Below are 19,206 nucleotides of genomic sequence, written 5' to 3'. Positions count from 1 at the left end.
GGGAGGAAATCGGTTCCCTATCCATTCCAAATCCATTTCAGAGATACCCTATCCATCTTGCATTACACAAAATTCTTGACGGTACCGAAAAATACGAACGCTTTTTCATCATCTATAAATTATAGCATAATTATCCATCATTTTGTTCATCATTTTTTCACAAAAAATGTGACGATTGAGGAGGAGTTTTGTAGGGAATTGTAGAAATAAGTAATCAACCTTTCATAAAAGGAGGAACAGCGTATGAAATACAACATTCGCGGAGAAAACATCGAGGTTACACAAGCGATTCGAGAATATGTCGAGAAAAAAATTGGGAAGTTAGAACGTTATTTTGAATCAACGGAAGGAGTTACTGTTCACGTTAACTTAAAAGTATATAACGATAAACAATCGAAAATTGAAGTAACGATCCCAATGCCACAAATTGTATTGCGTGCGGAAGAGCGCCACGACGATATGTATGCGGCAATCGATTTGGTTGTCGATAAACTCGAACGCCAAATTCGTAAACATAAAACGAAAGTGAATCGAAAAATGCGTGAAAAAGAAGTAAACGGTGTGACGCTTACAACAACTGCTCCTGTCGCAACAGAAGAGCATGAGGAAGAAGAATTTGAAGTTGTACGTACGAAGCGTTTTAGCTTAAAACCGATGGATAGTGAAGAAGCGATTTTACAAATGAATATGCTTGGCCATAACTTTTACGTCTTTATTAATGCGGAAACAAACCGCACAAACGTCGTTTACAAACGAAAAGACGGCAAATATGGCTTAATTGAAGCGAACTAATCCTACCGCCCTCTGTCGACATAAGACAGAGGGTGGTATAATGTGAAAGGGGGTGAAAAAAGGTGGAAGCAATCTTACGTGAAATTTTAGGGAAGTTGACGAGTATTGAGAGTCATTTTTTGCAATTTCAACAAGAAGTGCGCGAAAGATTTGCGCAAATTGATGAGCGCTTTGCCCAGATCGATGAGAGATTTAAGCAAATTGATGAAAGATTTGCTCAGATCGATGAGAGATTTAAGCAAATTGATGAAAGATTTGCCCAGATTGATAAACGATTCGCACAGATTGACGAGCGGTTTGCTAACATGGAAAGTCGGTTAGCTGCGCTTGAACAAGAAATGAAAGAAACAAATGAGCGCATCAGTCGCCTGGAGGAAGAGATGTGCGATGTCAAGAAACGTCTCGAGCATGTTGAAACACAGCTAAGCGACGTAAAAGAAACAGTGCAACGTTTAGAAATTCAACTAGCCGACGATGTGCGCACATTACTGCAAAACATTTATAAAAAGATCGACGAAAAAGGATTTGAAATTTACGCCCTCAACAAACGCTTACTCAGAGTCGAAGCCTCTATCGAGCAACTACAATCGCAAGTGTAATCCAGCGAAGAAGCTGGTTTTTTCTTTTTTCCCATCCCCTTTTCCGTATGAGTTGTCACCTTTTCTTGTAAGTGATATGATGGTAATTAGCGACTATATAAGCAAGGGGCGTTTTTGTATGCTTGGAATGTTAAAAAAAGTGTTTGATCCGAATAAACGACAAATTGCGCGATTAGAAAAAATCGCGAATGAAATTGATGCGCTCGGTCCGCAAATGGCGCAGCTTTCTGATGACGAATTGCGTCAAAAAACAGAGCAATTTAAAGCTCGTCTTGAAAAAGGAGAAACGCTTGATGATTTGCTTGTTGAAGCGTTTGCGGTTGTTCGCGAAGCAGCAAAGCGCGTGCTTGGCATGTATCCGTATAAAGTGCAATTAATGGGGGGCGTCGCGCTTCATGAAGGCAACATCGCTGAAATGAAGACAGGGGAAGGAAAAACGTTAACCGCAACGATGCCTGTCTATTTAAATGCATTAACAGGAAAAGGCGTCCATGTCGTGACGGTAAACGAGTACTTAGCTAGCCGCGACGCGAACGAAATGGGCAGATTGTATCAGTTTTTAGGCTTATCTGTCGGACTAAATTTAAGCAATATGTCGCGCGAAGAAAAACAAGCGGCTTACAACGCCGATATTACGTACGGAACGAATAACGAATTCGGTTTCGATTATTTGCGCGATAACATGGTGTTATATAAAGAACATATGGTACAACGTCCGCTTCATTATGCGATTATTGACGAAGTGGACTCGATTTTAATTGATGAAGCACGTACACCGCTCATTATTTCAGGTACAGCGCAAAAGTCTACAAAATTGTACATTCAAGCGAATGCGTTTGTCCGCACATTAAAACGGGATGTCGATTATACGTACGATGAGAAAACGAAAAGCGTGCAGCTCACGGAAGAAGGAATGAACAAAGCAGAGCGCGCGTTTGGAATCGATAACTTATTCGATTTAAAACATGTGACGTTAAACCATCATATTAACCAAGCATTGCGTGCGCACGTTGTCATGCAGCGCGACGTCGATTATGTCGTTGAAGACGGAAAAATCGTCATCGTTGACCCGTTTACCGGTCGCCTCATGCGCGGACGCCGATATAGCGATGGGCTTCATCAAGCGATCGAAGCAAAAGAAGGGCTTGAGATTCAAAATGAATCAATGACGCTGGCGACGATTACGTTCCAAAACTATTTCCGTATGTACGAGAAGCTTGCGGGGATGACGGGAACAGCGAAAACAGAAGAAGAAGAGTTTCGCAATATTTACAATATGCAAGTTGTCGTCATCCCGACAAATAAACCAGTCATTCGTGATGATCGTCCAGACTTAATTTATCGCACGATGGAAGGAAAGTTTCGTGCAGTTGTCGAGGATATTGCGGAACGTCATGCGAAAGGACAACCTGTCCTCGTCGGTACGGTGTCGATTGAAACGTCTGAATTGTTGTCAAGCATGTTAACGAAGCGCGGCATTCGCCATAACGTATTAAATGCGAAAAACCATGCGAAAGAGGCAGAAATTATCGCCCAAGCAGGTCAAAAAGGTGCGGTAACGATTGCGACGAACATGGCAGGACGCGGAACGGACATTAAACTTGGCGAAGGTGTGCGCGAGCTTGGCGGTTTAGCGGTCATCGGGACAGAGCGTCACGAAAGTCGCCGCATCGATAATCAGCTGCGCGGTCGTTCTGGTCGTCAAGGAGATCCGGGGGTATCGCAATTTTACTTGTCGCTTGAAGATGAACTGATGCGTCGCTTCGGTTCAGAAAATATGATGGCGATGATGGATCGTTTAGGTATGGACGATTCACAGCCAATTCAAAGTAAAATCGTTTCAAAGGCGGTTGAGTCGGCACAAAAACGTGTCGAAGGAAATAACTTCGATGCACGTAAACAACTATTGCAGTACGACGACGTATTGCGTGAACAACGCGAAATTATTTATCGTCAACGTTTCCAGGTGCTTGATTCAGAAAACTTGCGCGATATTGTTGAAAAAATGATTCAATCGGTCATCGAGCGCGTCGTGCGCATGCACACGCCAGAAGATGAAATGCCAGAAGAATGGAACGTGCAAGCAATTGTTGATTATGTGCAAGCGAACCTTCTTTATGAAGGGGATGTGACGATTAACGACTTGCGCGGTAAAGATCCGGAAGAAATGATTGAATTCATTTGGAATAAAGTGCGCGCACGTTATGACGAAAAAGAAAGCCGCATTCCAGCCGAGCAAATGCGCGAGTTTGAGCGCGTCATCGTCTTGCGTGCTGTCGATATGAAATGGATGGAGCACATTGATGCGATGGAACAGCTGCGCCAAGGTATTCATTTGCGTGCGTACGGTCAAATTGATCCGTTGCGTGAATATCAAATGGAAGGATATGCGATGTTTGAAGCGATGATCGCTTCCATTGAAGAAGAAGTCGCACGTTACATCATGAAAGCGGAAATCGAAAACAACCTTGAGCGACAAGAAGTGGCAAAAGGTGAGGCGGTCCATCCGAAAGAAGGCGAAGAAGTGAAGCGCAAGCCGGTGAAAAAAGCGGTGGAAGTTGGTCGGAATGATCCGTGCCCGTGCGGAAGCGGAAAAAAATATAAACATTGTTGTGGACGATAAGTGAGGGACTTTTCCCTCGCTTTCGTTATGTTGCGTTCGTGATGACGTTTGAATACAATAATGGTTGAGGTGAATGACATGATCGATTTAGTAGAAATTAAGCAAGAGCTTGAGAAAATGGCTAAGCGATTAGCGGATATTAGGGGGTCTCTTTGACCTCGAAACGAAAGAAGCGCGCATTGAACAGCTAGAAGCACAAATGGCTGCCTCTGATTTTTGGGACGATCAAAAAGCTGCACAAGCGGTCATTAGTGAAGCAAATGCACTAAAAGATTTAGTTGGTGAGTTTCGTTCGCTTGAAGAGCGATTTGAAAATTTAGAAGTGACGTACGAGCTTGTTAAAGAAGAGCCAGATGAAGAATTGCAAAAAGAGCTCGTGTCTGAGGCGAAAAAATTATCGAAAGACTTTAGTGAATTTGAACTGCAATTGTTGTTAAATGAACCGTATGATAAAAATAACGCCATTTTAGAACTTCATCCTGGCGCAGGTGGAACAGAGTCGCAAGATTGGGCGTCGATGTTGTTGCGCATGTATACGCGCTGGGCGGAGAAAAAAGGATACAAAGTGGAAACGCTCGATTATTTACCGGGTGAGGAAGCAGGAATTAAAAGTGTCACGTTGTTAATTAAAGGGCATAATGCATACGGATATTTAAAAGCGGAAAAAGGCGTCCATCGCCTCGTGCGCATTTCACCGTTTGATGCTTCTGGTCGCCGTCATACGTCGTTCGTTTCGTGCGAAGTTGTACCTGAATTTGATGACAACATTGAAATTGATGTGCGTCCAGATGAAATAAAAGTCGATACGTATCGTTCGAGCGGTGCCGGCGGTCAGCACGTCAATACGACAGATTCGGCTGTACGCATTACACATATTCCAACAGGCATTGTCGTCACATGCCAATCAGAGCGTTCGCAAATTAAAAACCGCGAAAAAGCGATGAATATGTTAAAGGCGAAATTGTATCAAAAGAAATTAGAGGAGCAACAGGCGGAGCTCGCAGAAATTCGCGGCGAACAAAAAGAAATTGGCTGGGGAAGCCAAATTCGTTCTTACGTGTTTCATCCGTACTCGCTTGTAAAAGATCATCGGACAAATACCGAAGTCGGAAATGTGCAAGCAGTGATGGACGGAGAAATTGATGTCTTTATCGACGCATATTTACGTTCGAAATTAAAACAAGGATAAGGTGTCCGACATGGGCACCTTTTTGTGTATTGACCCCTGAAAAAAGAGCGTGATAATCTGGACATAACGAAAGGAGGGAGTAACATGGCAGTAGACAAAAAATTGCTCCATGAGATGATTGAACAGTTAAACGAATCCGATCAACAATTAGCCTACGAATTTTTATTGCATTTACTGCAAAAAGCAAAAAAAGATCATAAATGGTGGGATGAAATGGAAGAAGTAAGCGAAGAAGAAGCGTTGTTAACAGAAGAAGAAAAACGCCAGTTACAAGGAGATGAAGGATATGTGACTGGTGGTGATGCAAAACGTGAATTTGGCTTACAAATTGATTTACCGTAAGGAAGCGGTAAAATTTCTTGCTAAGCAGGAGAAAGAAGTACAAGAACGGATAGCTATAGCGTTAAAAGGATTGCTTTACATTCCTCCTCAAGGAGACATTAAAAAAATGAGAGGACACCAAGGTTTGTACCGTTTACGTGTTGGCACATACCGCATTCTTTTCCGCATTGATCACCACGAGCAAATGATTTACATCGAGGCTATTGGAAATCGAGGAGATGTATATTAACTTCACTATATTAAATCATTATTGCGTTAATTCGATGTCATTTACTTCCTATATCGGGCATGCTATACTCACGAGGGAAGGTGAGAAGCATGCGAAAAAGAAGCAACATAACAAATCCATTTGTTGAAAAAGTGCTCGAATACGTATACATTCTTGTCGGCTCGGCCGTTGTGGCCGTTGCGTTCAATTTATTTTTACTTCCGAATCGTGTCGCATCAGGTGGGGTAAGCGGCATCAGTACGATTTTACATGCGACGCTCGGTTGGCAGCCAGCGTACGTACAATGGGCGCTTAACATTCCACTATTTATCGCAGGTGTGCTATTGCTCGGAAAGCAGTTTGGTGTAAAAACGTTAGTTGGTACTGCCTTTTTACCGTTTGTCGTTTATTTGACACATGATGTGGCACCAGCAACGCATGATCCATTGCTTGGGGCATTATTTGGTGGCATTGGCGTCGGCGTAGGATTAGGCATCGTTTTTCGTGGCCGCGCATCGACAGGGGGAACCGATTTAGCTGCTCAAATTATTCATAAATTACAGGGTTATCGTTAGGGACGTGCGTCATTTTAATTGACGGCTTAATCGTTTTAACAGCGGCGTTCGTGTTTGATTTAGAACGGGCGCTATATGCATTAATTGCGTTATTTGTGACGAGTAAAACAATTGACTTTGTCCAAGTTGGTTTCGGCAATTCCAAAATGGCGATGATTATTACAACAAAAGAAGAACAAGTGCGGGAAGCGATTTTGCATAAAATTGATCGCGGTGTGACAAAACTACATGCATACGGCGGATATACAGAAAAAGAGCGCACGATGCTTATGTGCGTCGTGGCACAAAGCGAGTTCACAAAATTGAAACAATTAGTGAAAACCATTGATCCGTCTGCATTTGTCGTCGTTATGGATGCAGCGGAAGTGCTTGGCGAAGGATTTAAACGTGCCTAACGTAAAAACGATGCGATATAATAGAAGTGTATGAAAATGTTGACAAGGGGGATTTTGTATGAAGAAAAAGCTACTTAGCTTATTTGCTGGCACAGCAATCGTGTTAGCTGCCTGTGGCGGAGGGGATAGCGCGGGCGAAAAACCAGCAAATGGTGGCGGGGACACAGCTTCAGCTGCAGAAGCCGTTTACAAAAAATCATGTGCAAGCTGTCACGGACAAAACTTAGAAGGTGGCGTTGGTCCTGCACTTGATAAAGTAGGCGGAAAATATTCGCAAGACGAAATTAAAAATATTATCGCAAACGGTCGCGGCGGTATGCCAGGTGGTTTAATCCAAGGCGACGATGTTGATAAAGTAGCGGAATGGTTAGCAGCGAAAAAGTAAGAGGATGCCAATGGGAGCATCCTCTTTTCGTTTGTAACACTCTTGAAATATAACTGTAAATAAAATTCGCCCCCCTTTTGTCGGAAATGATGATATAATGAACGAGGTAAGAATTTTGCAGGAATATGTAGAAAAACATCGAATACTTAGGTGGTTGCTTATGATTGAAATGCAAGATGTATATAAAACGTATCCGAACGGAGTGATCGCATTAAACGGAATTTCCGTTCGCATTAAGCAAGGAGAATTTGTATATGTCGTCGGTCCGAGCGGCGCTGGGAAATCGACATTTATTAAAATGATGTATCGCGAAGAAAAACCGACAAGCGGAAAAATTATGATTAACGGCGTGAACTTAGCGAATATCAAAGACAGCAAAGTGCCGTTGCTTCGCCGAAACATCGGAATCGTCTTTCAAGACTTCAAGCTTCTTCCAAAGTTAACGGTATATGAAAATGTCGCGTTTGCTTTGGAAGTGATTGAAGAATCGCCAAAAAACATTCGCAAGCGCGTTATGGAAGTGCTTGACTTAGTGCGGCTAAAACATAAAGCGCGCTTTTATCCAAACGAGTTGTCGGGCGGAGAACAGCAGCGCGTGTCGATTGCGCGTTCGATCGTCAACAATCCGTCGATTGTCATTGCGGACGAGCCGACAGGAAATTTAGATCCGGATACATCGTGGGAAATCATGGACATTTTCGAGCGCATTAACGATCGCGGAACGACGATTGTGATGGCAACGCATAACCGTGAAATTGTCAATACGATTCGTAAGCGCGTCATTGCGATTGAACGCGGGAAAATTGCACGCGATGAAGTGAAGGGGGAATATGGTTATGAAACTTAACACCCTTCGCCGTCATTTTCGTGAAAGTCTAAAAAGTCTCGGACGAAACGGTTGGATGACGTTTGCGTCCATTAGTGCTGTCACGGTGACGCTTTTACTTGTTGGCGTATTTCTCGTCATTATGCTCAACATTCAACATATAACGAAACAAATTGAGCGCGACGTCGAAATTCGTGTGCACGTCGATTTAAGTGCGACAGAAGCAGATAAAGATGCGCTCAGAGCGAAGTTAGAAGCTCTTTCTGGTGTCGAAAAAGTAACGTATTCATCGAAAGACGAAGAATTGCAAAAGTTGATTGAAAGTTTCGGAGAAGACGGAAAGTCATTCCGCTTATTTGAACAAGATAACCCGTTAAGCGATGTATTTATCGTGAAAGCGAAAAATCCGCTTGATACAGAAAAAATCGCAAAGCAAATTGAACCGTTGCCATCTGTCGGCAAAGTGAAATACGGAAAAGGGCAAATTGAAAAACTATTTGCCGCAACGAAAACGATTCGTAATGTCGGATTAGCGCTTATTATCGGGTTGTTATTTACAGCGATGTTTCTCATCTCGAACACAATTAAAATTACGATTTTTGCCCGCCGTCGCGAAATTGAGATTATGAGATTAGTAGGCGCGACAAACGGGTTTATTCGCTGGCCGTTTTTCCTTGAAGGGCTATGGCTTGGCATTTTCGGTTCGGTCATTCCGATTGTTGTCGTTCTTTCCGCTTACTCGTACGTATTTGATTTATTGTATCCAAAGTTGAAAGATACATTTTTTCAACTTCTCCCATTTTATCCGTTTGCATGGCAGTTGGCAGCTGTGCTCGTCTTATTAGGAGCGTGCATCGGCATGTGGGGAAGCATGATGTCAGTGAGACGATTTTTAAAAGTATAGAAAGAGAGAGGGGTTTACGGTGCGAAACAGATGGGGAACGATCGTTGCAGCTGTAATGCTGTTTACAAGTGTCGCAGCGCCTGCATATGCGGTAACAAATCGCGACATTCAACAAAAGAAGCAAGAAATTAAAAGTGTGCAACAAAAACAAACATCGCTTGAAAGTAAATTAGAGCAGTCGCAACAAGAAATTGAACGGTTAAAAGCAGAACAAAAGAAACTGGATGAGGAAATCAAAAAGCTCGATTTGGCGGTAGAAGAAACGAGCGCCAACATTCGGGCGAAACAACAAAGCATAGAGGAAACGAAGCAACAAATCGTTGCGCTGAAAAAAGAAATTGAAGAAGTCGCTGCCCGCATTGAACAGCGTAACGAATTGCTGAAAGAGCGCGCGCGTTCATTGCAAGAAAGCGGCGGTGTCGTGAGCTATTTAGACGTGTTGCTTGGAGCGAAAAGTTTTAGCGACTTTATCGACCGCATGAGCGCAGTTGCGACTATTTTTGAAGCAGATCGTCAAATTATTAAAGAGCAAGAAGCAGATAAGGCGTTAAAAGAAGCGAAGGAACAACAGTTAAACGATCAGTTAGTTAGCTTACAAAAACAGCTAACGGAGCTGCAACAATTAAAACAGACGTTAAACGAGCAAATCGCGGCAAAAGAAAAATTAATGGCGCAGTTAAAGGAAGAACAAAAGCATGAAGAAGAAAAACAACTCGCTTTAGAAGAAGAAAAAGAGTTGCTTGAAAAACAAGAAGCGGCGATGAAAAATCAATTGCAAGAAATGATTCGCCGGCAAAAAGAGCAAGAAGAAGCACGAAAAAGAGCATTAGCGAGCCGCGGTTCGTCTGAAGGCGATGGGGGAAGTTTGCCTCCTGTAACAGACGGAGCGTTTATGCGTCCAGCAAACGGTCCAATTACATCGACATTTGGACCTCGTTGGGGTGAATTCCATTACGGCATTGACATCGGTAAACGCGGCGCGAGCGTTCCTGTCGTTGCAGCAGCTGATGGTTACGTGTATCGCTCATATTATTCATCAAGCTATGGAAACGTTATTTTTATCATGCATTACATTGATGGACAAGTATATACGACCGTATATGCGCATTTAGAATCCCGTCTTGTTGGCGAAGGACAAAACGTCAGCAAAGGACAAATGATCGGCTATATGGGGAACACCGGTCGTTCGTTCGGTGCGCACTTGCATTTTGAGTTGCATCGAGGTCCTTGGAATGCATCGAAATCAAATGCAGTAGACCCTCTAAAATATGTTCCATTCTAAAGCACAGCTTGTTTGCTGTGCTTTTACGTATTGGTTGAGAAAATGGCACGATCGGTGTAAAATAAATACATCTTTATCATAGTTATGAACCGTACAAGCTATTCATATAATGAAAACAAACAGGCATCGCACACGGTGTGATGCCTTTCATGTATCGAAGGGTGAGGAGGCAAACAATGAACAAAAAAACAATCGCAGCACTCATGGCTTTATCGATGTTGTTCGGTTCAGGTGTGACGTATGTCGGCATGCAGTCGCTTTCTTCCGATACGTCGACGATCACAATCGATATGCCAACGACAACGGAGAAGCCAACGAATGAAGAGCTTCAAAAAATTGAACAAGCATACAGCATGATTAAACAAAAATACGTTCATGATGTTGATGACAAACAGCTCATTGACGGGGCGATTCAAGGAATGATTGCGACGTTAAAAGATCCGTATTCCGTTTATATGGATAAAGAAACAGCGGAACGATTTAACGAGTCGCTCGATTCTTCTTTTGAAGGGATCGGAGCAGAAGTAAGCATGGTCGACGGCAAAGTGACGATCGTTGCGCCGTTTAAAGGGTCGCCTGCAGAAAAAGCTGGTCTTCGTCCGAACGATCAAATTATTAAAGTGAATGGCGAAAGTTTAGAAGGGCTTGATTTATATGAAGCGGTATTAAAAATTCGCGGGAAAAAAGGAACGGTCGCTCGTTTAGAAGTCGTTCGACCGGGAGTAACCGGCGTATTGACGATTGAAGTCGTGCGCGATGAAATTCCGATTGAAACGGTATATGCATCCGTCAAACAAGCAAACGGCAAGCAAATTGGCTATATTGAAATTACATCGTTTGCGGAAAAAACGGCGGAAGATTTTAAAAAGAAGTTAGCGGAATTTGAGGAAAAAGGCATCGCAGGGTTGATCATCGATGTGCGTGGCAATCCGGGCGGCTATTTACAAAGTGTGGAAGACATTTTAAAAGAGCTTGTGACAAAAGAAAAACCGTATGTACAAATTGAAGAGCGCGACGGCGATAAACAACAGTTTTTCTCAAATATGACGAAGAAAAAACCATATCCTATTGTCGTGTTGATCGATAACGGAAGCGCGTCGGCATCGGAAATTTTAGCGGCGGCGTTAAAAGAAGCGGGCGGTTATATGCTCGTTGGTGAAAAGACGTTTGGAAAAGGAACAGTTCAACAAGCGTTGCCGATGAATGACGGAAGCCATATAAAATTAACGTTATACAAATGGTTGACGCCAAATGGAAACTGGATTCATGAAAAAGGAATTCAACCGGATGTTCAAGTGAAACAGCCTGACTTTTTCTATGCGCATCCGCTTCAAATCGACAAACCTTTAGCATATGACATGAATAGCGAACAAGTGAAAAGCGCGCAACAAATGTTAAAAGGTCTCGGTTTTGATCCAGGACGTGAAGACGGCTACTTTAGCAAACAAACAGAACAGGCCGTTCAAGCGTTCCAAAAAGCAAACGGCTTACAAGCGACAGGAAAAATTGATAAGCAAACAGCGAATATGTTGCAAACAAAGGTAATGGAAGCAGTTCGCGACGAACGATACGATGAACAACTGAAAAAAGCATTGCAACTAATCGGAAAGTAAACAAAATCCCCCTAGCCTTCATAGGCGAGGGGGATCTTTTATAAAAAGAAGCTGATGATGCCGCGTCGTTTTTGTTTTGTTGGTTGTTCAATGATCGGTTCGGTTTGTTTTTGCCGTTCAAGTTCAACAATGCGCTGTTCGAGCTGTTGGATATATTGCATCATCTCTTCCATTTCGCGTCGATGTTGCAGCAACTGAAAAGAAACGACGTCATCTGCTTTTTGGTCTATTTTTCGTTCAAGTTCATCAAGACGTTGTTCTATGTGTTCTTTTTCTTCTTCATCCACGCCAAGAAATTTATATTTTTCTAATTGTTCGATTGCTTCGTTCGTAAATACGTAATGTCCTGCTTCATTTTTTGTGCACGGAATGTTATATTTTTTCACCCATCGTTGTATAGTTTTCGTCGATACGCCAAGCCGCTTTGCCACTGCGCTCGTTTTTAACTCCATCGTTCCACGCTCCTTCCGATCATATATGAACAAACAGTTAGACGCTTTTTATAAAATTCCTTGTTTGTTGACAAAACTAGTGTTCATTCGGCAAAGAAAGTGAATTTTCGTCAACCATAAACGTTTGAAATTTGTTACAATACAAAATAGACGATCGGAAAAAATGGAGATGATGGAAATGGAATGGGGAATGGCATGGTTGAAAGCATTCGGAACGTTTTGGCTACAACCGTTATTATATTATGCGGTCATCTTTGCATTGTTTATCGGCTGGCGTCGCGTACAACGAGAACGGCGGGATTTTCATACGCGCGTGTACCGATCATCGCGTGAGTGGCGTGCCCTGATTCGCTCGCGCAGCTGGTTTGCGCTCATTTTTTCGCTTGTGACGGTTGGGATTGGGGTCGTTCTTCCGAATGATACGCTCGTTTTTTGGACAATCGTCACGATCGTATGCAGTTTGTTTATGCAGCTTCGGTTATTATCGGCTGCGTATGTCGGGAGTATCGTCATATTTACCGTTAGTTTTTTTGCGCAAACAGAGTGGACGCAGCCGTTTTTTACGCGTTTTTTCCCACATATGACAGAAACGAATGTGACAGCTGTCGCGTTTCTCATCGGGTTGCTTTTGTTTATCGAAATGTGGCTCGTTCATCGGGAAGGAGCAGAGCTAAGTTCTCCTCGTCTTGTGACGAGTAAGCGAGGGCTTGTGATCGGGGAGCAGTTCGTTCAGCGGCTCTGGCTTGTTCCGTTGTTCATCCCTGTGCCGGGGGATGGCGTGCAATCGTTTGCGGCGTGGTGGCCAATCATTTCTAGTGGCGATACGTATTCGTTCGTGCTCGTTCCGTTTTTGCTTGGTTTTTCACAACGCGTGCAAACGGGGCTACCTGTCCATTTAGCGAAATGGACGGCCAAGCGCATCGGTTTGTTAGCGGGTGTCGTCAGTTTATTGGCGATTGCTAGCTATTGGATAAAGCCGCTCGCAATTGTCGCTGCTGTAGTGGCTATTTTATGGAGAGAATGGATTGCTTTATCAGCGAAGTTATATGAACAAAAATGTCCGCCATATTTTACGAAGCGGGCGACGGGGCTTGTCATTTTAGGGGTGTTGCCGAACACGCCAGCAGATAAAATGGCTCTTTCCGTTGGAGAAGTCATCGTGAAGGTGAATGGAGCACCAGTGGCGACGGAAGATGAATTTTACGCGGCGTTGCAACAAAATCGAGCGTTTTGTAAGCTAGAAGTACTAAACGAGAACGGGGAAGTTCGTTTTGCGCAAACCGCTTTATTTGAAGGGGAGCATCACGAACTCGGACTGTTATTCGTAAGAGATGAGGGGTAAACATGTGGTTTGTGTTAGCATTAATTGTGCCGGCGTTGTTAGTCATTTTTTTTACGCGGGTGACGTATAACCATTATGTCGGGACATTGCTGACTGTCGCTCTGTTAGTGGCGTCATACGTGAAAGGATATACGGATCAGTTGTATGAAATTGTGGCAGATTTGGCGTCGCTTATTGTCGGATTTTTATATGCAAAACAAATGGTCGAGAAACAAAAACGGTCGTAAACCTGTCCAAAAGGGCAGGTTTTTTCATAGAATATTTGTTCGTATTTTTCGCTTTTCGTTTCATTTGTATGGTACAATATCAAGTAGAAATGAAGTGGAGGGACGAATGTGAGCGCATTTCAATTAGTATCCGCTTATGAGCCGCGCGGCGATCAGCCGAAAGCGATTGCGAAGCTTGTCGAAGGGATTCAGCAAGGGAAAAAGCATCAAACGTTGCTTGGGGCAACAGGAACAGGAAAAACGTTTACGATTTCAAACGTCATTCAACAAGTAAATAAACCGACGTTAGTCATCGCTCATAATAAAACGTTAGCGGGTCAGTTATATAGCGAGTTTAAACAATTTTTCCCGAACAATGCTGTTGAATATTTTGTTAGCTATTACGATTATTATCAGCCGGAAGCGTACGTGCCGCAAACGGATACGTACATTGAAAAAGATGCGAGTATTAACGATGAAATTGATAAATTGCGCCATTCCGCGACGTCTGCGTTATTTGAGCGGCGCGACGTCATTATTATCGCCAGCGTTTCATGCATTTACGGCTTAGGTTCACCGGAAGAATATCGTGAGCTTGTTGTTTCGCTTCGCGTCGGTATGGAGATGGAGCGCGACCATTTGCTTCGTCGCCTTGTCGACATTCAATACGAACGAAACGATATTGATTTTCGTCGTGGGACGTTTCGGGTGCGCGGAGATGTCGTTGAAATTTTTCCAGCTTCTCGCGATGAGCATTGTATTCGTATTGAATTTTTCGGTGATGAAATTGAGCGTATTCGCGAAGTAGATGCATTGACGGGACATGTGATGGCGGAACGAGAACATGTGGCCATTTTTCCAGCCTCTCACTTCGTCACGCGTGAAGAAAAAATGAAACTGGCGATTGAAAATATTGAAAAAGAACTTGAAGAGCGGCTTTGTGAGCTGCGCGAGCAAGGAAAATTGCTTGAAGCGCAACGGTTAGAACAGCGGACGCGCTACGATATTGAAATGATGAAAGAAATGGGCTTTTGTTCAGGGATTGAAAACTATTCGCGCCATTTAACGTTGCGACCACCTGGTTCGACGCCTTATACATTACTAGATTATTTTCCTGACGATTTTTTAATTGTCATCGATGAATCGCATGTGACATTGCCGCAAATTCGTGGCATGTATAACGGCGACAAAGCGAGAAAAGAAGTGCTTGTCGAACATGGATTCCGTTTGCCGTCGGCGTTAGATAACCGTCCGCTGACGTTTGAAGAGTTCGAACAAAAAGTGAACCAAGTCATTTACGTTTCTGCCACACCGGGTCCGTATGAGCTGGAACATTGTCCAGAAGTTGTCGAGCAAATTATTCGTCCGACCGGATTGTTAGATCCGACCATTGATGTGCGTCCAATTGCAGGACAAATTGACGATTTAGTCGATGAAATTCAAAAGCGGATCGCTTGCAATGAACGAACGCTTGTGACGACGTTGACGAAAAAAATGGCAGAAGACTTGACCGATTATTTAAAAGATATCGGCATTCAAGTTGCTTATTTGCATTCAGAAATTAAGACGCTCGAACGCATTGAAATTATTCGTGATTTACGATTAGGTAAATATGATGTGCTCGTCGGCATTAACTTATTGCGAGAAGGGCTAGATATTCCTGAAGTGTCGCTTGTGGCGATTTTGGATGCGGATAAAGAAGGATTTTTACGTTCCGAACGTTCCCTTATTCAAACGATTGGACGGGCAGCGCGCAATGCAAACGGTCACGTCATTATGTATGCAGATACGATCACAAAATCGATGGAAATCGCGATAAACGAAACGAAGCGGCGTCGCGCCATTCAAGAAGCGTACAATCGCGAGCACGGCATCGTGCCAAAAACGATTCAAAAAGACATTCCAGATGTCATTCGTGCGACATTTGCTGCGGAAGAAAAAGAAACGTATGAAACAAAAGACGTTCGTCATTTATCGAAAGAAGAGCGTATTGCGCTCATCGCCAAACTGGAACAAGAAATGAAAGAGGCAGCGAAAGCTCTTCATTTTGAACGGGCGGCTGAGCTGCGCGATCTCATTTTAGAATTGAAAGCTGAGGTGTAACGAATGGATCATATTGTCGTCAAAGGAGCGCGTGCGCACAATTTGAAAAATATTGATGTCGTCATTCCGCGCAACAAACTTGTTGTGTTGACAGGGTTATCTGGTTCTGGAAAATCATCGCTTGCGTTTGACACTATTTATGCGGAAGGGCAACGGCGCTATGTCGAGTCGTTATCAGCATATGCTCGCCAATTTTTAGGGCAAATGGACAAACCGGACGTCGATTCGATTGAAGGGCTGTCGCCTGCCATTTCCATTGACCAAAAAACGACGAGCCGCAATCCACGTTCCACAGTCGGAACGGTGACGGAAATTTACGATTATTTACGTTTATTGTTTGCGCGCATCGGTCGCCCTGTTTGTCCAACGCACGGCATTGAAATTACGTCACAAACGATTGAACAAATGGTTGACCGTCTGATGCAATATCCAGAGCGGACGAAGATGCAAATATTAGCGCCTATCGTTTCCGGACGAAAAGGGACGCATGTGAAAACGTTAGAAGAAATAAAAAAACAAGGATATGTGCGCGTTCGCGTCGACGGAGAGTTGCGTGACGTATCGGAAGACATCGTGCTTGAAAAAAATAAAAAACATTCTATTGAAGTCGTCGTGGATCGCATTGTGATGAAAGAAGGCATTCAGTCGCGTCTTGCTGATTCGCTTGAAACGGCGTTAAAGCTTGCAGAAGGAAAAGTGCTCGTCGATGTGATCGGACAAGAAGAATTGTTATTTAGTGAACATCATGCTTGTCCTCATTGCGGCTTTTCGATCGGCGAACTAGAGCCGCGCCTATTTTCATTTAACAGCCCGTACGGCGCATGTCCATCGTGCGACGGATTAGGGGCAAAGCTTGAAGTCGATCTCGACTTAGTGATTCCTAATAAAGAGCTGACGCTTCGTGAACATGCGCTCGCGCCATGGGAACCGCAAAGCTCGCAATATTATCCGCAATTGTTAGAAACGGTCTGTCGACATTACGGCATCGATATGGACGTGCCTGTAAAACAGTTGCCGAAAGAACAGCTCGACCTTTTATTGTACGGATCGAATGGAGAAAAAATATATTTTCGTTATGAAAACGACTTCGGTCACGTGCGTGAAACGTATGTGGAATTTGAAGGGGTCGTGCGCAACGTTGAACGTCGTTATCGTGAAACGACGTCCGATTACGTACGGGAGCAAATGGAAAAATATATGACCGAGCAACCGTGTCCGACGTGTCATGGCAATCGACTAAAAAAAGAAAGTTTAGCTGTGTTCGTTGGCGGCAAACATATTGGCGAAGTGACAGCGATGTCGGTGAACGAAGCGCTGGCGTTTTTTGAAACGCTTCAGTTAACGGAAAAAGAACAAAAAATCGCCCATTTAATTTTACGTGAAATTGTTGAACGGCTCGGTTTTTTAAAAAACGTCGGACTTGATTATTTGACGCTGCATCGGGCTGCAGGAACGCTTTCCGGAGGGGAAGCGCAACGCATTCGACTCGCGACGCAAATTGGCTCGCGCTTAACCGGTGTATTATACGTGTTAGACGAACCGTCTATCGGACTTCATCAGCGCGATAACGATCGGTTAATTGCGACATTGCAAAGCATGCGGGATTTAGGAAATACGCTCATTGTCGTGGAGCACGATGAAGATACGATGCTTGCGGCGGATTATTTAATCGACATCGGGCCGGGAGCGGGGGCGCATGGCGGACAAGTTGTCGCTGCTGGAACACCGGAAGAAGTGATGAACGATCCGCGTTCGTTAACGGGTCAATATTTATCAGGGAAAAAATTTATTCCGCTTCCGATTGAACGAAGAAAGCCAGACGGCCGTTGGCTTGAAGTGATCGGGGCGCGAGAAAACAACTTAAAAAACGTCGATGTTCGCATTCCGCTCGGATTGTTTGTTGCGGTGACAGGTGTATCCGGTTCAGGAAAAAGCACGCTCATTAATGAAATTTTGCATAAGGCGTTAGCGCAAAAACTACATCATGCGAAAGTGAAGCCGGGAGAACATACAGACATTCGCGGCCTCGACTATTTAGATAAAGTGATCGACATTGATCAGTCGCCAATCGGGCGGACGCCGCGCTCGAATCCTGCGACATATACAGGCGTCTTTGACGACATTCGCGATTTATTTGCGACGACGAACGAAGCGAAAATGCGTGGGTATCAAAAAGGGCGGTTTAGTTTCAATGTAAAGGGCGGTCGTTGTGAAGCGTGCCGCGGGGATGGAATTATTAAAATTGAAATGCACTTTTTGCCTGACGTGTACGTGCCGTGTGAAGTATGTCACGGGAAACGGTACAACCGCGAAACGTTGGAAGTGAAATATAAAGATAAAAACATTGCGGAAGTGCTTGATATGACAGTCGAAGAGGCGTTGACGTTTTTTGAAAATATCCCGAAAATTAAACGAAAGCTACAAACGCTTTACGATGTCGGGCTTGGCTACATGCAACTCGGACAGCCGGCCACGACGCTTTCGGGAGGCGAGGCGCAACGGGTGAAATTAGCATCGGAGCTACATCGTCGTTCAACAGGAAGAACGTTATACATTTTAGACGAACCGACAACGGGTTTGCATGTTGATGATATTGCTCGTTTATTAAACGTTTTACAGCGGCTCGTTGAACAAGGGGATACGGTGCTTGTCATCGAACATAATTTGGATGTCATTAAAACGGCAGACTATATTATTGACCTTGGACCAGAAGGTGGAGATGGTGGCGGACAAATCGTTGCGGCAGGTACACCAGAACAAGTTGCACAAATAGAGCAATCATATACAGGACGTTATTTACAACCGATTTTACAACGCGACCGCGAACGAATGCGTCAACGTATACCGAGCGTATAATGCGCTCGGTTTTTTTACTTCCATCCATCGTATGAATATGATTCTGTTTTTTCATTCAATCGTAAAAATATATTAAACATTTTGATAAAATATATTTGAGATCCCACTTCTTTTGTGATTATCTTTACATCTTATTGCATGGCTCTCTGATGAGCATGTATAGTAAAAGAGAAAGCGAGGTGAACAACGATCATGATGGCGAATCGAGTGGAAAGGCATATGATTTGCGCCACTCATCCGTATTATCCGATGCTCGACGAGTATTGTTTTCGGTCAAAAAACTTGTACAACTTCGCCAACTATCAAGTGAGGCAAACGTTTTTTCAACACGGCACGTATCTTTCTTACAACAAGCTAGACAAGCTGCTGAAAACAGAAGGGATGGATACAGACTATCGAGCGATGCCAATGGCTCAATGTGCTCAACAAACGTTAAGAATGTTGCATCAAAATTGGCAATCATTTTTTAAGTCGATGAAAGATTGGGCAAAAAACAAAGACAAATATACAGGCA

The 19,206-nt window shown here is 43.6% G+C and carries 16 protein-coding genes and 2 pseudogenes; 17 read left to right on the top strand and 1 reads right to left on the bottom strand.

The genetic code is table 11. The features are described 5' to 3' along the window. Window positions 1–243: 243 nt before the first annotated feature. The 12 genes and pseudogenes from hpf (at window position 244) to EKC99_RS13335 (ending at window position 11,733) form a co-directional block, all read left to right on the top strand. Window positions 244–792, top strand: a complete 549-nt coding sequence (hpf, locus tag EKC99_RS13390) for a ribosome hibernation-promoting factor, HPF/YfiA family (protein WP_021093733.1) — start codon at window positions 244–246, stop codon at window positions 790–792. Between the two features lie 62 nt (window positions 793–854). Then, complete coding sequence (locus EKC99_RS13385; RefSeq protein ID WP_163152288.1) at window positions 855–1,391, top strand: hypothetical protein; 537 nt, start codon at window positions 855–857, stop codon at window positions 1,389–1,391. A gap of 118 nt (window positions 1,392–1,509) precedes the next feature. Then, on the top strand, window positions 1,510–4,014 hold the full coding sequence (secA, locus tag EKC99_RS13380; RefSeq protein WP_163152286.1) for a preprotein translocase subunit SecA: 2,505 nt from the start codon (window positions 1,510–1,512) through the stop codon (window positions 4,012–4,014). Between the two features lie 81 nt (window positions 4,015–4,095). Continuing rightward, window positions 4,096–5,203 (top strand): peptide chain release factor 2 gene (gene prfB / locus EKC99_RS13375; protein ID WP_108912075.1). Its coding sequence is split into 2 segments (ribosomal slippage): window positions 4,096–4,167 and window positions 4,169–5,203, totalling 1,107 coding nucleotides; the frame shifts between segments, so codons are not numbered across the junction. Between the two features lie 84 nt (window positions 5,204–5,287). After that, window positions 5,288–5,545 (top strand): hypothetical protein, encoded by a 258-nt coding sequence (locus tag EKC99_RS13370; RefSeq protein ID WP_021093729.1) that lies wholly within the window; start codon window positions 5,288–5,290, stop codon window positions 5,543–5,545. Then, on the top strand, window positions 5,514–5,774 hold the full coding sequence (locus tag EKC99_RS13365) for a type II toxin-antitoxin system RelE family toxin (RefSeq protein WP_035062848.1): 261 nt from the start codon (window positions 5,514–5,516) through the stop codon (window positions 5,772–5,774). Before EKC99_RS13370 ends, EKC99_RS13365 begins: the two co-directional genes overlap by 32 nt. Before the next feature lie 89 nt (window positions 5,775–5,863). Further along, a pseudogene (locus tag EKC99_RS13360) lies at window positions 5,864–6,723 on the top strand (YitT family protein). 58 nt (window positions 6,724–6,781) lie between these two features. Then, complete coding sequence (gene cccB, locus EKC99_RS13355; protein WP_163152284.1) at window positions 6,782–7,108, top strand: cytochrome c551; 327 nt, start codon at window positions 6,782–6,784, stop codon at window positions 7,106–7,108. A gap of 160 nt (window positions 7,109–7,268) precedes the next feature. After that, on the top strand, window positions 7,269–7,955 hold the full coding sequence (ftsE, locus tag EKC99_RS13350) for a cell division ATP-binding protein FtsE (RefSeq protein WP_009362324.1): 687 nt from the start codon (window positions 7,269–7,271) through the stop codon (window positions 7,953–7,955). Next, window positions 7,945–8,838 carry a permease-like cell division protein FtsX gene (gene ftsX / locus EKC99_RS13345; protein WP_055441758.1) on the top strand — a complete coding sequence of 298 codons (894 nt, stop codon included), beginning with the start codon at window positions 7,945–7,947 and terminating at the stop codon, window positions 8,836–8,838. The genes ftsE and ftsX overlap by 11 nt, the downstream gene beginning before the upstream one ends. A 19-nt stretch (window positions 8,839–8,857) precedes the next feature. Beyond that, window positions 8,858–10,120 (top strand): murein hydrolase activator EnvC family protein, encoded by a 1,263-nt coding sequence (locus tag EKC99_RS13340; RefSeq protein ID WP_163152282.1) that lies wholly within the window; start codon window positions 8,858–8,860, stop codon window positions 10,118–10,120. Window positions 10,121–10,296: 176 nt separating this feature from the next. Next, the gene (locus EKC99_RS13335; RefSeq protein ID WP_163152280.1) at window positions 10,297–11,733 is read left to right on the top strand and encodes a S41 family peptidase; all 1,437 of its coding nucleotides are present in this window, start codon (window positions 10,297–10,299) and stop codon (window positions 11,731–11,733) included. Window positions 11,734–11,771: 38 nt separating this feature from the next. On the opposite strand, the gene EKC99_RS13330 is transcribed toward EKC99_RS13335, so the two are convergent. Further along, window positions 11,772–12,185, bottom strand: a complete 414-nt coding sequence (locus tag EKC99_RS13330) for a MerR family transcriptional regulator (protein WP_163152278.1) — start codon at window positions 12,183–12,185, stop codon at window positions 11,772–11,774. 178 nt (window positions 12,186–12,363) lie between these two features. Here EKC99_RS13330 and EKC99_RS13325 point away from each other — a divergent pair, with 178 nt between their 5' ends. The 5 genes and pseudogenes from EKC99_RS13325 to EKC99_RS13305 form a co-directional block, all read left to right on the top strand. After that, complete coding sequence (locus EKC99_RS13325; RefSeq protein WP_483296102.1) at window positions 12,364–13,527, top strand: PDZ domain-containing protein; 1,164 nt, start codon at window positions 12,364–12,366, stop codon at window positions 13,525–13,527. 2 nt (window positions 13,528–13,529) lie between these two features. Next, window positions 13,530–13,754: a CsbA family protein gene (locus tag EKC99_RS13320; RefSeq protein ID WP_009362318.1), complete on the top strand. Its 225-nt coding sequence runs from the start codon at window positions 13,530–13,532 to the stop codon at window positions 13,752–13,754. A gap of 108 nt (window positions 13,755–13,862) precedes the next feature. Further along, on the top strand, window positions 13,863–15,836 hold the full coding sequence (gene uvrB, locus EKC99_RS13315; protein WP_163152274.1) for an excinuclease ABC subunit UvrB: 1,974 nt from the start codon (window positions 13,863–13,865) through the stop codon (window positions 15,834–15,836). Window positions 15,837–15,839: 3 nt separating this feature from the next. Next, window positions 15,840–18,692, top strand: coding sequence for an excinuclease ABC subunit UvrA (uvrA, locus tag EKC99_RS13310; RefSeq protein WP_163152272.1), 2,853 nt, complete (start codon window positions 15,840–15,842; stop codon window positions 18,690–18,692). A gap of 192 nt (window positions 18,693–18,884) precedes the next feature. Next, a pseudogene (locus EKC99_RS13305) lies at window positions 18,885–19,206 on the top strand (RNA-guided endonuclease TnpB family protein); the annotation flags it as partial.

The sequence above is a fragment of the Anoxybacillus sp. MB8 genome (assembly GCF_011006755.1).
Taxonomy (GTDB): Bacteria; Bacillota; Bacilli; order Bacillales; family Anoxybacillaceae; genus Anoxybacillus; species Anoxybacillus gonensis.
Note: the sequence above shows the minus strand (reverse complement) of the source record. Positions and strands in the feature narration are given on the sequence as shown.